Source organism: Halomonas sp. HMF6819, assembly GCF_044335525.1.
Lineage (GTDB): Bacteria > Pseudomonadota > Gammaproteobacteria > Pseudomonadales > Halomonadaceae > Vreelandella.
The window spans coordinates 618346-631554 of the sequence record NZ_JBIQVY010000001.1 but is presented as its reverse complement, the minus strand read 5'-3'; the positions used below and the strand labels follow the sequence as shown (position 1 = coordinate 631554).

Sequence of the window (13209 nt, the reverse complement as noted above, 5' to 3'; positions counted from 1 at the left end):
GCGGCGAGTGCCGGCAGGCGGTGAAGCGGGCGAGCGGCGCATGTCTAATTGAGTTTTTGTCTCGCTGGGCATACCATCTTGGCGTCTTGAGTTCTGTCGACCCACCCCAAGGCGAATCAACCAAGGAGCAGTGATGAAAGATCCCGTACGTATTGCGATTACCGGCGGTGCCGGCCAGATCAGCTACTCACTCATTTTCCGTATTGCCGCCGGCGACATGCTGGGACCGGATCAGCCCGTCATTCTCCAGCTTCTGGAAATTCCCCAGGCCATGGACGCGCTTAACGGCGTGGTGATGGAAGTCAACGACTGCGCTTTCCCGCTAGTGCAGGACATCGTCGCCTCTGACGATCCGAACGTGGCGTTCAAGGATGCGGACTTCGCTCTGCTCGTCGGCGCCCGCCCGCGCGGCCCGGGCATGGAGCGTAAGGACCTTTTGGAGGCCAACGCCGCGATCTTCTCGGTTCAGGGCAAGGCGCTGAACGACCACGCCAGCCGCGACGTGAAAGTGCTGGTCGTCGGTAACCCGGCCAACACCAACGCGCTGATCGCCTCCTGCAACGCGCCGGATCTCGACAAGGGCCAGTTCACCGCCATGACGCGCCTGGACCACAACCGCGCGCTGACGCAGCTGGCCCAGAAAACCGGCAAGCACGTCACCGATATCGAGAACATGGTCATTTGGGGCAACCACAGCGCGACCCAGTACCCGGATATCGCCCAGTGCACCGTCGATGGCAAAGCCGCAAGTGATCTGGTCGAGCGCGACTGGTACGAAAACGACTTCATCCCGACCGTTCAGCAGCGCGGCGCGGCGATCATCAAGGCGCGCGGCGCCTCTTCTGCGGCTTCTGCTGCGTCTTCCGCCATCGACCACATGCGCGACTGGGCGCTGGGCTCTGACGGCATCGTCAGCATGGCGATTCCGTCTGACGGCAGCTACGGCATCGAAGAAGGCATCATCTTCTCCTACCCGGTTCGCTGCAAAGGCGGCAACTATGAAATCGTGCAGGGCTATGAGCTCGACGAATTCAGCAAGGAGAAAGTCCAGGCCACCGAAAAAGAGCTGCGCGAAGAGCGCGCCGCCGTCGAGCACCTACTCGGCTAATCGGCCCGCCCGGCTTTAAGCAAAACCCCGCACCTATGGTTGCGGGGTTTTTTATGAGGTTATTTCGGCGCAGGGAGACGTAAGCTTTTCCACGTGTGGTGCCGTCGTCGAGAGGTCGCTGGCTAGCGCCTGCTCCTACCGTGGCAACATCACCCGTAGGAGCCCAATTCATTGGGCGAAGGAAGGCGCTAGCCTTCCCTGGTCTTAGCGATGAGTTCTCGAGATTTGAGGCGGGCGTTAGTCTCGCAGGCTCATGATGCGCCATTGGCGCTCTTCGGCGACTTGGCGAAGCGTTGCGTCCGGGTCGACGGCAACCGGGTTGTCAACGCGTTCGAGCAGCGGCAGATCGTTGTGGGAGTCGCTGTAGAACCAGGTGCCTTCCATGGTGTGGTCTTGCGTTTCGAGCCACTCTTCCAGACGGGTGATCTTGCCTTCGCGGTAGCTGGGCGTGCCGGTCACCTTGCCGGTGTAGCGGCCGTCGATCTTCTCCGGCTCGACGGCGATCAGCGCATCCACACCCAAGCGCTCGGCGATCGGGCCGGTAATGAAGCGGTTGGTGGCGGTGATAATCAACAGCGTATCGCCCTGGGTGCGGTGGCGGGCCAGAAGCTCCTCGCCCTTGGCCAGAATATGCGGTTCGATCTTGCTGGCCATGAACTGCTGATGCCAGGACGCTAGCTGCTCCGGGGAGTGTTCGGTTAAAGGCTTCAGCGCCACTTCCAGAAACGCCGCCATGTCCAGCGTGCCGGCTTCGTAATCGGCCATGAAGCGGTCGTTGGCCTCGCGGTAGGCGACCGGGTCCACGGCGCCCTGTTCCAGCAGGAACTCGCCCCAGGCATGATCGCTGTCAATCGACAGTAATGTGTTGTCCAAATCGAAAATGGCCAGGCTCACCGCGTTCCCCTTGTAATTGATGTATCGCTCATGATGGTTGCCAACTAAAGCGCGGCGAATTATGTCAGAGACCCTCTCCCTTGCCCACCGTAGTGGGGGAATACAGGCGTTATTGGCGGCGAGCGTTATATTATATTGATACGCTTGTCTGCCTTGTGGAAAAATGGGGACAACTGAAAATTCAAGAAGGTGAAGTCCGTGATCGACGCTGACGGCTTTCGCCCCAATGTTGGCATCATTATCGTCAACAGCCAGGGGCAGCTGCTTTGGGCGCGTCGGGTAGGACAAAATGCGTGGCAGTTCCCCCAGGGAGGCATTAAAGCAAGCGAAACTCCACAACAAGCGCTCTATCGTGAACTGTTTGAGGAGATCGGCCTGACCGCCGACGATGTTGATATTGTCGCCTGCACCCGGGGGTGGCTGCGCTACCGCCTGCCACGACGCATGATTCGTACCCACTCGCGACCGGTTTGTATCGGTCAAAAGCAGAAGTGGTTTTTGCTCAGGATTCGGTGTCAGGAGAACCGGATCTGCATGACGGCAACGCCTAAACCCGAATTCGACGGCTGGCGCTGGGTCAGCTACTGGTACCCACTTGGTCAGGTGGTGCCATTCAAGCGCGAAGTCTACCGGCGAGCGCTGCGCGAGCTTTCCCCTCGCGTACAGCGCTTGGCCTTGGGTGACGAATAGCGTGATGTGGGGCGCCATTGACCGCGCCCTGCTTTGAATCCAAAGCCGCCGTGTCGCCCACTTCTCAGCGAGGATAACAACAGTGAAATCTAAAGCATCCATGCTGGAGGTCTTGAGGCGCGTCATTCAAGAGGTGAATGGTGCGCGAACGCTGGATGCGGCCCTGTCTACCATGGTGCGCCGTATTCGCAAGGCGATGCAGACCGATGTCTGCTCGTTCTATCTTTTCGATCGTGATCTTGACTCTCTCGTGCTGATGGAAACCATCGGCCTGCGCACCCAAGCGGTAGGGCGGGTCGTACTGCCGTTGGGCGAAGGGCTGGTGGGGCTGGTGGCCAAGCGCAGCGAACCGCTGAACCTGGAAGATGCCCGCGCCCACGCTCAGTTTCGCTATTTCGAGGCCACCGGCGAGGAGCGCTACTCAAGTTTTCTCGGTGTACCCATCATTCACCAGCGTTTGATGCTGGGCGTGCTGGTGGTACAGCAGGCGGAAAAGCGCCGCTACGACGACGAAGACGAAGCCTTTTTGGTCACCATGGCCGCCCAGTTGGCGGGCGTATTGGCGCACGCGTTGGCCACCGGCAACCTGACGCGCCCGGCGCTACCCGGCGGGCAGGCGATGTTCAAGGGCGTGGCGGCATCGCCCGGTATTTCCATGGGTGAAGCGGTGGTCATTAGCCCGCCGGCGGACTTGAACAGCGTGCCGGACCTGATTCCCAGCGACCAGGATTTCGAGGTAGCCCGGTTAAAGGAGGCGATCGCCCAAACCCGCCGCGAGATCCGCGCCGCCGCCGAGCGTTTGGCGAGCCGCATTTCTGCCCAGGAGTTGGCGCTCTTTGACGTGTACCAGCAAATGCTGGGCGAAACGGCGCTTTCTGAAGAGGTCGAAAAACGCATACGCGAAGGCCAGTGGGCTCCCGGAGCACTGGCGGACGTCGTGCGCCGCCACGTGCAGTATCTCGAGCGCGTCGACGATGATTACCTGCGCGAGCGGGCCGCTGACATTCGCGATTTGGGTCGCCGAGTGCTTTCGCACTTACAGCAGGATACGCCCTCGACCCCGGAAACCTACCCGGACAACGCCATACTCGTTGGTGACGAAATCAGCGTAGCGATGCTCGGCGAGGTGCCTCGGGGCAAGCTCAAGGGGTTGGTCTCGGTGCGCGGCTCGAGCACGTCGCACGTGGCGATCGTGGCCCGTGCCATGGGAATTCCCACGGTGCTGGGCATGGTCGATTTACCGTTACCACGGCTCAACGGCGCACCGGTGGTGCTGGACGGCCACCGTGGGCGGATGTTCGTGCGCCCGTCTCCGGAGCTCAAAACGCGCTATGCGAATTTGATCGCCGAAGAGCAGGCGCTGAGCGAACTGCTCGAACACGAGCAGGATTTGCCCAGCGAAACGCCGGATGGCCATCACGTGCCGCTGATGGTGAATACGGGGTTGGCGGTGGACGCAAGCGCGCTGCTCAAAAGCCGGATCGGCGGGGTGGGGCTTTACCGCACCGAGGTGCCGTTCATGATCGCCGAGCGCTTTCCCGGCGAGAAAGAGCAGATGCGCATGTACCGCGAGCAGCTCGAAGGCTTCGCGCCGCTGCCGGTGGTCATGCGCACGTTGGACATCGGCGGCGACAAGGATCTGCCCTATTTTCCCATCGACGAAGCCAACCCGTTTCTGGGCTGGCGCGGCATGCGGGTGACACTGGATCACCCGGAAGTGCTGATGGTGCAGCTTCGCGCCATGCTCAAGGCTTCACAGGGTATCGATAACCTGTACGTGCTGTTTCCGATGATCACCAATGTCGAAGAAGTCGACGAGGCGCTGAAGATTCTCGATCGCGCCATCATCGAGCTCGGCGAAGAGGATATCGCGGTGACCCGGCCCAAAGTGGGCGTGATGATCGAGGTGCCCGCGACCATCTACCAGATGGATGCGCTGGCCAAGCGGGTGGATTTCTTCTCGGTGGGCAGTAACGACCTCACCCAGTACCTGCTGGCGGTAGATCGCAACAATCCGCGGGTGTCGAGCCTTTACGACGCGCTGCACCCGGCGCTATTGGGGGCGCTTCAGGAGATCTCTCAGGACGCGAAGCGCTTGAACAAGCCGATTTCGCTGTGCGGAGAGCTCGCCGGTGATCCGGCCGGGGCGCTTTTGCTCATGGCCATGGGGTTTTCGAGTCTATCGATGAACGCGCCAAGCCTGCCGAAAGTGCGCGCGGCGATTCGCCGGGTGCCGTTTAGCGATGCGCAAACGCTGCTCGGCGAGATCATGGCGCTGGACACGCCAGCGCAGGTACGAAAGCACCTGAACCTGCGCATGGATGAGTGGCAGTTAAGCCATCTGCTGCCGCCCCGGGATTGAGCGACACGTCAGGTTAATGTGCGAGGCTGGGCGAGCGTGGTTTCGCCTTCAAAACGACCCATCGGGCCAAAGCGCTGCTCGGTGATCTGAACGCGCCCGGACGCCCCCAGGCTTAGCCAGGTCGTGGCCCGGGTGCCGTACTCCTCGCCAACGATGAACGCCGCCGAAAGCCGGCGCTCCAGCTCAAGCGCAATGCCGGTATCCGGCAGGGCGCTGTCCGGGGCAAGCGTAGGGTCGTGCAGCGCCCGTTTCGTGGCGCTCTGCCAATCGTCATTTGCCTCTTTTAGTGCCTTACGCGCCGCGCAAAGTTTGGGCCAGGGCGTATCGAGGCTTGCGTTGGAGAGCCCGTGTACGCCCGGGGCCACGCGCTCGAGATACACCCTTGATGCGCTTCGGTGCAGATGCCAAAGCGAGCGGTTATGGGCGACCAGCAGGTTGAAGCCGGCAAAGCGTGTGGCCTCTTGCTTGACCAGGCGCTCGAGCCAGCCTTGAACATCATCCTCGCGTAACACGCGCGCGATAAGCTCGCCGCGGCTGGGTGCCGGAATGTTAGGCGGCGCTGCGGGTTCGCGCACGTTGGTAAGGGCGGCCACCACGCCCCGGTCGTTGGCCGCAAGCCAGGTGCCGCCGGCTTCCAGGTCGCGCCCGCCCAGAAGGCCGGGCGTATCTTCCCAGTAATGAAGCGGTGCCGTGGGGCGGGCGTGGAACTCATCGCGGTTGCCGGCCAGTTTCAAGGGCGTGGCGCTGTCCGGAAACCAAGCGAAGGTGAGTAGGCACATGAAATCGATACCTTGTGTGAATAAGAAACGACGCGTTCGTCAACCGGCCCATGGCCTAACCGCGCCCGCGGAAAACGATCCTTGATGTTACCATTAGGCTGGCATGTGGCGATGCGCGGTAACACCTCAATGATGCCAGGCTCAAGCGTTTAAAGAGCCTCGACTTTCGCTCACGTACTTTTGCACGCCTAACAATCGCTGAGAACGCTTCACATGACTATTGCGATCACGCTACTGGGGTATCTTTCTCTTGGCGCCGCCGCCGGTACGATGGCCGGGCTCTTCGGCGTGGGCGGGGGCATCATCATCGTTCCGGTTCTGGTCTTCGCTTTCAACCTGAAAGGCGTCTCGCCGGAGATCGCCATGCACCTGGCCGTAGGGACGTCGCTTGCCACGATCGTCGTGACCGGTGCCTCCTCGGCGCTGGGCCACTACCGCAAGGGCAGCATTCATCGGCCCTGGTTCATGGCGCTGCTTCCGGGGCTGATGCTCGGCGCTATCGGCGGCGTGTTCATTGCCGGCAATCTTTCCGGTACCGTGCTGGGCACGCTGTTCGGGGTGTTCGTGCTGATGCTGGCCGCCAAGATGACATTCGGGCTCAAGCCCAAGCCTGGTACGGTGGCGCCCGGCAAGGGTGCCATGGTCGTCGCGGGCGGTGTGGTCGGTGGAATATCGGCGCTGTTCGGCATCGGCGGTGGGGCGATGACCGTGCCCTGGCTTTCACGCTGCGGTGCGACCATGACCCAGGCCGTGGGCACCTCGGCGGCCTGTGGGCTACCGATCGCGCTGGTGGGGGCGCTCACGTTCATCGTGGTGGGGTGGGGCAACCCGCTGTTGCCGGCCTGGTCCACCGGTTTCGTGCTGTGGCCGGCGTTTTTCGCGATTATCGTGACCAGCGTTCCTTTTGCCCGCGTAGGCGTTAAGCTGGCGCACGTATTGTCAGCGCGCGTATTGCGGTTATCCTTTGCGCTGCTGTTGGCCGTGGTGGGGCTTCGTTTCGTGTTGACGTAACGAACCAGGCAGCGCCGCGGTGATTCTGGTTTGCTTACTTAGAGACGTTTGATGATCAACTATCCCACGATTGACCCGGTAGCGATTTCACTTGGGCCCTTGCAGGTTCACTGGTACGGCTTGATGTACGTGGTGGGCTTTGTCGCCGCCTGGTGGCTAGGCTGCAAACGCGCCGCGCGTATTGGTTTGAACAACGATGACATCAGCGATCTGCTGTTTTACTGCGCCGTGGGTGTGGTGGCCGGTGGGCGCCTGGGCTACGCGCTTTTCTACGGCCTCGATCAGTGGCTTGCCGACCCTTTGTGGGTATTTCGCGTGTGGGATGGCGGTATGAGTTTCCACGGCGGGCTGATCGGCGTATTGCTGGCGGCGTGGCTGTTCGCCCGGCGCAAGCAACTGGCTTTCTTCACGTTGACCGATTTTATCGCCCCGCTCGTGCCGATCGGGCTGGGTGCCGGGCGTATCGGTAATTTCATCAACCACGAGCTGCCTGGGCGGCTGACCTCACTGCCTTGGGGCATGCCGTTTCCCGGTATGGGGCCCGAGCCACGCCACCCGTCGGCGCTGTACGAGGCGCTGCTGGAAGGGTTGGTGCTTTTCGTGATTCTCTGGTGGGTGTCGGCCAAGCCGCGCGCCCGCGGGTTCGTGTCGGGGCTATTTCTGCTGGGGTACGGGGTGTTCCGCTTTCTGGTTGAATTCGTGCGCATGCCGGACGCCCACATCGGCTTCATCGCCTTCGGCTGGGTGACCATGGGCATGCTGCTGACGCTACCGATGATTGCGCTGGGCTTGGCGTTCATGGCGTGGTCGCGTACCCAGCCGATTGATGCCAAAGCAGCGTAGCTGTTGCAGCTAATAGAGCCGAGTGCAGCACACTAGCCCCCGCACACTTGTAGGAGCCCACTTCAGTGGGCGATGCGCATGACAAGGCGCCCTGGTTGGGGCACCGCAATTTCGCCCGGTGTCTTTCCCGACTGGTCGCTAGCTGGCGCTTGCTCCTACAGTCTACAGCCCACAATGAAGGGCGTTGCAGTGCCCCTCGTAGGAGCCCACTTCAGTGGGCGATGCGCCTGACAAGGCGCCCTGATTGGGGCACCGCAATTTCGCCCGGTGGCTTTTTCGGCAGGTCGCTAGCTAGCGCTTGCTCCTACAGCCCACAGCATAATGAAGGGTGTTGCAGGGCCCCTCGTAGGAGCCCACTTTAGTAGGCGAAAGCGCCTGACAAGGCGCTCGGGTTGGGCCGCCCCAGGCAAACTAAAGCACGTTGCAAAAGCAGCGGCGTTGCCTGATGCACGCCGCCGCCCTAGAATACAGCCTTTACTGAACTGCACTTCTAACCCGCAACTCTGGACGCGCCGTGACCGTTTCAACGCCTGCAACGACTGACCCGAAAGCCACTTCTAGCGCGCTGGAGCAGCCCTATCTGGAATTGATGCGTACCGTGCTGGAGCAGGGGGTCGATCGAAGCGATCGCACCGGTGTGGGCACCCGTTCACTGTTCGGCCACCAAATGCGCTTCGATCTGGCCCGCGGATTTCCGCTATTGACTACCAAGAAGCTGCATTTACGCTCCATCGTCCATGAGCTTTTATGGTTTCTCAAGGGCGATACCAATATTGACTATTTGAAAGAGCACGGTGTGCGCATCTGGGACGAGTGGGCCGACGAAAACGGTGACTTGGGCCCGGTCTACGGCTATCAGTGGCGCAGCTGGCCCGACCCTAAAGGCGGAGAAGGCGTCGATCAAATTGCCAACGTGCTCGAGCAGATTCGCCGTAATCCGCAGTCGCGCCGACTCGTGGTGTCGGCTTGGAACCCGGCCCAGGTGGATGAGATGAAGCTTCCGCCTTGCCACTGCCTGTTTCAGTTCTACGTGGCCAATGGCCGGCTGTCGTGCCAGCTTTACCAGCGCAGCGCCGATATCTTTTTGGGCGTACCGTTCAATATCGCAAGCTACGCGCTGCTGACGTGCATGGTCGCTCAGGTGGCGGGGCTGGCACCGGGGGAATTCATTCACACCCTGGGCGACGCTCACCTTTACAGCAATCACTTCGAGCAGGCGCAAGAGCAGCTGGCACGCGCGCCTTACGCGCCGCCCACGCTCTGGTTGAATCCAAACGTTACCGATCTTTTTGACTTCACTTTCGACGATATCCGTATCGACGATTACACCAGCCATCCCCACATCAAGGCGAAGGTAGCCGTATGAGCCAGTCGACCAACATTGAACCTTTGGTACCGGTCGCCATGATCGTCGCCATGGCCAAAAATCGCGTCATTGGCGTTGAAGGTAATTTGCCTTGGTACTTGCCTGAAGACCTGAAATTTTTTAAACGTAAGACGCAGGCCAAGCCGCTGGTTATGGGGCGCAAGACGTTCGCCTCGATTGGAAAGCCCCTGCCCAATCGGCTCAATATCGTGGTGACCCGGGACGAAAGTTTCGAAGCCGAAGGCGTTCGCGTTTGCCATGATTTGGAAAGCGCGCTGGCGCTGGCCGACCAGCATGCCACGATCGAAGCGGCAGAAGAGATCATGGTGATGGGCGGCGGCGAGATCTACCGTCAGGCCATGGCCTACGCTCAAAGGCTTTATATTACCGAAGTGGATGTAGAGGTAGAAGGCGACACTCACTTTCCGGAGCTGCCGCCGAATACGTTCGAAGAGGTGCAGCGCGTCGCAGGTACGCCTGCTGAGGGGCAGCCCCACTACGATTTTGTCGTATTTGATCGCACCGCCGACTGACCAGCTCCAGGGAGGGCGCCATGGCCGCCAGCGTACAAGAACTCATCGAATCACTGGAAGCGCATCTGGCGCGTACCCAACACGAACTCCAGCAGCTCCGTCAGGAGAATACTCGGCTGAAGCAGACGATTAGCGAGCAGCAACTGTCACTCGAAAGCTTTCAGGATGTGGCCCGGGTAGAAAACGCTGAAGTCCAGCCGGTCGATAAGCAGACAACGCTGGATCCTGCTGAATCGGTCGCTGCTCCAGGTGAAGAGGGAATGCACTCCTCGGTAACCGAAGGCCAGACGCAGGCGAGCCCGATCGACTCCACAGAGCAAAAGAGCGAAGAAGCTACCGCTGCGCCTACGCCTCCCTCGCCGCACGCGCTCTTGAAACAGTGGTATGAGCGCTACCCCAACGCTTTTTTCACCGGTCACACGAAGCCGCTCAAGGTGGGTATTCATCACGATTTGGCCGAGCGCGAGCCCTGGTCGGGCAAGTTGATTCGTCGCGCGCTGGCCAACTACGTCAACCTGCCGCGCTATGTGAAATCCATGCGCGAGGGCGCCGAGCGGGTCGATCTGGATGGCATGCCGGCCGGCCTTGTGGACAAGGAAGCCTCGCAACACGCAAATGAGCGGCGCAAAGACTCCGCCGGTGAAAAGCCATCCAAAAGAGGAGCCCAGGAGGAGCGCAATAAAGCCGTCCATAGGCCGAATCAGACACAGCGAAAGTCGGTAAAGCAAGCAGAGGATTCTCATGAGCAAGCGTCTTCTTCAAACAATACATCTCAAAAACATGAAGATAAGAAACCGCTTAGCATGGAAGAGAAGATAAAGGGGTTGCTTCAGAAATTCGAGGGCCGCTGAGACCCGCTTACGCTTCATGGGTTCCGCATAAAAGCGTAAATAGTAAAAGAACACTGTTTTTTTCTATTGCGTTCCCTCGGATCCCGGTATAGAGTTTGACTTGCGAGCATTGGACTATAACAAGGCCCAAGCGAGGACATGCCGCATACCATCGAATTACACGGTGGATGAAAAAAGAGCATGACCCATTGGCCAACCTGCAGGCTTATAAAAAGCCCGGCAGATACGATCGAAACAGTAAGCTAGTAAAGGAACCTACCTCATGAAAAAGACACTTTTAGCGACTGCTGTCATCGGTGCTCTGAGCGCCTCTGCTGCCGCTCAAGCCGCTACCGTTTACGACGAAGACGGCACCAAAGTTGATCTGTACGGCCGTATCGCCCTTGGTATTGCTGGCGGTGGCCCCGAGTACAACGGTGCTGGCTTGAAAATCGACAACGACCCTGAGTTCGTTGACGTTTACTCCCGTCTTGGTTTCCGTTTGAGCCAAGAAATTACTCGTGACCTGACTGCATTCGGTCGTCTCGAATGGCGTTTCCGTGCGGATGAGTCCAACACGCGTAACGGCAATAACTTCGACGCGTTCTCCGAAACTCGTCAAGCTTACCTCGGTGTTACAAGCAATCAGTACGGTACTTTCCAAGCCGGTAACTTCGACAGCTTCTACAACCAGTTCGTTTCACTTCCGTTCGATGTTTACATTGATCGCGGTTTCCGCTTTGCGGGTCACCCGAAACAGTCTCGCGGCGACTCAATCGGTTACTACACGCCTGACCTCGAAGGTTTCACTGCATTCCTGCAGGCCAAGCACTACAGCGAACGCGGTCTGATCGATCAAGACTATATCAATGCTGACGGTGAGTTCGTTGGGCGTTCAACTTCTGACGACGGTAGCGAATTTGCTACACAAGGTGGTGTTCGTTACGCACAGGGCCCGGTAACCATTGGTCTTGGTTTCGTTGATGATGTCGTAGAAGGTGACGGCGGTAACGACGAAATGATGTACGGTCTGGTCGGTTCTTACGACTTTACCGACAACTTCTCTGCTCGTCTGGGCTACGAAGGCCGTGAAAACGGCGACGAAGATGTCAACTTGGCAGTTGGCCGTGGCGGTTACGATAGCGTTGGTATCGGTGGTACTTTCACCACTGGCCCGTGGGCATTCAACGTCGATTACTACAACATCGAGCGTGACGATGCCGAAACCAGCCGTTCCTGGGCGACTGGTGCGTACTACAACGTTTCCAGCAACTTCGACGTATTCCTGGAAGTGGCTAACGAAGACGCACCGACCGTTAACCGCGGCGACTTCTTCAGCGACGTTGGTGATCTGACTGACGACGTATACTGGCTGACAGGCGCTCGTTACTTCTTCTAAACCCGGATTAGATCCGAGTTAGAGTGTAAGCCCTCAGCACATAGAACCGGCTCCTTTTGGAGCCGGTTTTTTTGTAGCTGGTGTCAATTTGCCTAGTAAAGTTTATCGGCAATGGTTATCATTATCTTGTTTACTTTTATTTTGTTATATTGTAACATTAAGCTCGGTTGCTATTTCATTTTTGAACTTAACTAATTAAAAAGGCAAGGGCGGGCAATGAGGGTAAATGCAGGATTTAAGTCGTTGTTCATGGGTGCAGGCATTTTGTTGGCAGGTTCGGCTCAGGCGACAACGGCTATTTATGATGAAGACGGTACTCAGCTAAGCATTTATGGTCGTATCTCTATCGGGATAGCAGGCGGCGGGCCGGGCGAAGATAGCTTGGGTCGCTACATTAATAATGACCCTGAATTCGTGGATGTTTACTCCCGTCTAGGTTTTCGCATGCGTCAGCAGATAAACCAGGATTTGGCTGCTTTTGGTCGATTGGAATGGCGCTTTGCAGGCGACGAGCGTATTAAAGGCCAGGCGTTTAGGGAAACTCGCCAGAGCTATATCGGCCTCGAGAGCCAGCGCTTCGGCACAGTAGTGGCGGGTAATTTCGATAGCCTTTATTATCAGTTTGTTTCGGCCCCTTTCGACGTTTATCTGGATCGTGGTCTGCTCTTTAACTCCACTGGCCTGCAGTCGCGTGGCGATTCAATCGGTTACTACACGCCAGAAGTTAATGGCTTTACCAGTTTCGCTCAAATTAAACATTACGGCGAGCGAGGGCTTACAGTAGCAGAGCAGAGTCCAGAAGGTAGCGTTTCGGCAGCACAAGGGGGAATACGCTATCGTCAGGGACCGCTGAGCATCGGTTTCGGCGCGGTTGATAATGTTATTCGTGGCGGCGGCAATGGCGAAATACTTTATGGCTTAATTGGTTCTTATGATCTTCGCGATAACTTTACCACCCGTTTAGGTTTGGAAACACAAGGCAACAGTAACGAGTACGGTGGTGGGTTCGACTCAGTAGGTTTAGGTGGTACCTATACAGCTGGTCCGTGGGCGTTGAACGCCGATATCTATCGCGTTGAGCGCGATAATCAAAGTAATAGCAACGCTTGGACGGTAGGTTCTTACTACGCTCTGACTGATGATTTTGATGTGTTTCTCGAGGTAGCTAAAGCAGATTCGCCTGCTATTCGTAGCTCCGAAGACAAGGCCTATTGGATTACCGGAGCGCGTTACCTGTTTTAAAGTCACTCTTTTTGTTGATAAATGTGCTTTCTCGTAAGGTTGCTTCACCCGGTTATTCAGCGGATGGAAGTTGGTTGAATAGGAGTTTTTTAATTCTGGTGCGATATCAATACTAGTGAAAAGCGTTTTGCTTAGGAGAGATGGTGCATAGT

General features: G+C 58.3%; 12 protein-coding genes. 10 read left to right on the top strand and 2 right to left on the bottom strand.

All coding sequences use genetic code 11. The features are described from left to right. Positions 1-133 precede the first annotated feature (133 nt). Positions 134-1108, top strand: coding sequence for a malate dehydrogenase (locus ACGLWX_RS02965; protein WP_252107350.1), 975 nt, complete (start codon positions 134-136; stop codon positions 1106-1108). 237 nt (positions 1109-1345) lie between these two features. Here ACGLWX_RS02965 and ACGLWX_RS02960 read toward each other — a convergent pair whose 3' ends face one another. Beyond that, complete coding sequence (locus ACGLWX_RS02960; protein ID WP_396237186.1) at positions 1346-2002, bottom strand: HAD family hydrolase; 657 nt, start codon at positions 2000-2002, stop codon at positions 1346-1348. 198 nt (positions 2003-2200) lie between these two features. Between ACGLWX_RS02960 and ACGLWX_RS02955 the strand changes: the two genes are divergently transcribed. Both ACGLWX_RS02955 and ptsP read left to right on the top strand, forming a co-directional pair. After that, complete coding sequence (locus tag ACGLWX_RS02955) at positions 2201-2692, top strand: RNA pyrophosphohydrolase (protein ID WP_252107352.1); 492 nt, start codon at positions 2201-2203, stop codon at positions 2690-2692. Positions 2693-2792: 100 nt separating this feature from the next. Then, on the top strand, positions 2793-5054 hold the full coding sequence (ptsP, locus tag ACGLWX_RS02950) for a phosphoenolpyruvate--protein phosphotransferase (RefSeq protein WP_396238170.1): 2262 nt from the start codon (positions 2793-2795) through the stop codon (positions 5052-5054). Positions 5055-5062: 8 nt separating this feature from the next. Here the strand turns inward: ptsP and ACGLWX_RS02945 are convergent, their stop codons facing one another. Then, positions 5063-5833 carry an NRDE family protein gene (locus tag ACGLWX_RS02945; RefSeq protein WP_396237184.1) on the bottom strand — a complete coding sequence of 257 codons (771 nt, stop codon included), beginning with the start codon at positions 5831-5833 and terminating at the stop codon, positions 5063-5065. A gap of 213 nt (positions 5834-6046) precedes the next feature. Here ACGLWX_RS02945 and ACGLWX_RS02940 point away from each other — a divergent pair, with 213 nt between their 5' ends. From ACGLWX_RS02940 to ACGLWX_RS02910, 7 genes are all read left to right on the top strand, one after another. Further along, a complete protein-coding gene (locus ACGLWX_RS02940; RefSeq protein ID WP_252107354.1) occupies positions 6047-6844 on the top strand; it encodes a sulfite exporter TauE/SafE family protein in 798 nt (265 codons plus the stop codon). Between the two features lie 51 nt (positions 6845-6895). Continuing rightward, entirely contained in the window at positions 6896-7687 is a 792-nt protein-coding gene (gene lgt / locus ACGLWX_RS02935; RefSeq protein WP_396237182.1) for a prolipoprotein diacylglyceryl transferase, read from the top strand. Between the two features lie 589 nt (positions 7688-8276). Next, positions 8277-9053, top strand: a complete 777-nt coding sequence (locus ACGLWX_RS02930; RefSeq protein WP_396238168.1) for a thymidylate synthase — start codon at positions 8277-8279, stop codon at positions 9051-9053. Beyond that, positions 9050-9586 carry a dihydrofolate reductase gene (locus ACGLWX_RS02925; protein WP_396237180.1) on the top strand — a complete coding sequence of 179 codons (537 nt, stop codon included), beginning with the start codon at positions 9050-9052 and terminating at the stop codon, positions 9584-9586. The genes ACGLWX_RS02930 and ACGLWX_RS02925 overlap by 4 nt, the downstream gene beginning before the upstream one ends. Positions 9587-9606: 20 nt before the next feature. Further along, positions 9607-10437, top strand: coding sequence for a ProQ/FINO family protein (locus tag ACGLWX_RS02920; protein WP_396237178.1), 831 nt, complete (start codon positions 9607-9609; stop codon positions 10435-10437). 262 nt (positions 10438-10699) lie between these two features. Beyond that, positions 10700-11815, top strand: coding sequence for a porin (locus ACGLWX_RS02915; RefSeq protein WP_396237176.1), 1116 nt, complete (start codon positions 10700-10702; stop codon positions 11813-11815). A gap of 249 nt (positions 11816-12064) precedes the next feature. After that, entirely contained in the window at positions 12065-13057 is a 993-nt protein-coding gene (locus tag ACGLWX_RS02910; RefSeq protein ID WP_396237174.1) for a porin, read from the top strand. Positions 13058-13209 lie beyond the last annotated feature (152 nt).

Coding starts and splice junctions, on each gene's coding strand:
- ACGLWX_RS02930 (WP_396238168.1), top strand. CDS start 8,277: ATGCGTACCGTGCTGGAGCAGGGGGTCGATCGAAGCGATCGCACCGGT.
- ACGLWX_RS02965 (WP_252107350.1), top strand. CDS start 134: ATGAAAGATCCCGTACGTATTGCGATTACCGGCGGTGCCGGCCAGATC.
- ACGLWX_RS02945 (WP_396237184.1), bottom strand. CDS start 5,833: ATGTGCCTACTCACCTTCGCTTGGTTTCCGGACAGCGCCACGCCCTTG.
- ACGLWX_RS02910 (WP_396237174.1), top strand. CDS start 12,065: ATGGGTGCAGGCATTTTGTTGGCAGGTTCGGCTCAGGCGACAACGGCT.
- ACGLWX_RS02925 (WP_396237180.1), top strand. CDS start 9,050: ATGAGCCAGTCGACCAACATTGAACCTTTGGTACCGGTCGCCATGATC.
- ACGLWX_RS02940 (WP_252107354.1), top strand. CDS start 6,047: ATGACTATTGCGATCACGCTACTGGGGTATCTTTCTCTTGGCGCCGCC.
- ACGLWX_RS02915 (WP_396237176.1), top strand. CDS start 10,700: ATGAAAAAGACACTTTTAGCGACTGCTGTCATCGGTGCTCTGAGCGCC.
- ACGLWX_RS02920 (WP_396237178.1), top strand. CDS start 9,607: ATGGCCGCCAGCGTACAAGAACTCATCGAATCACTGGAAGCGCATCTG.
- ptsP (WP_396238170.1), top strand. CDS start 2,793: ATGCTGGAGGTCTTGAGGCGCGTCATTCAAGAGGTGAATGGTGCGCGA.
- lgt (WP_396237182.1), top strand. CDS start 6,896: ATGATCAACTATCCCACGATTGACCCGGTAGCGATTTCACTTGGGCCC.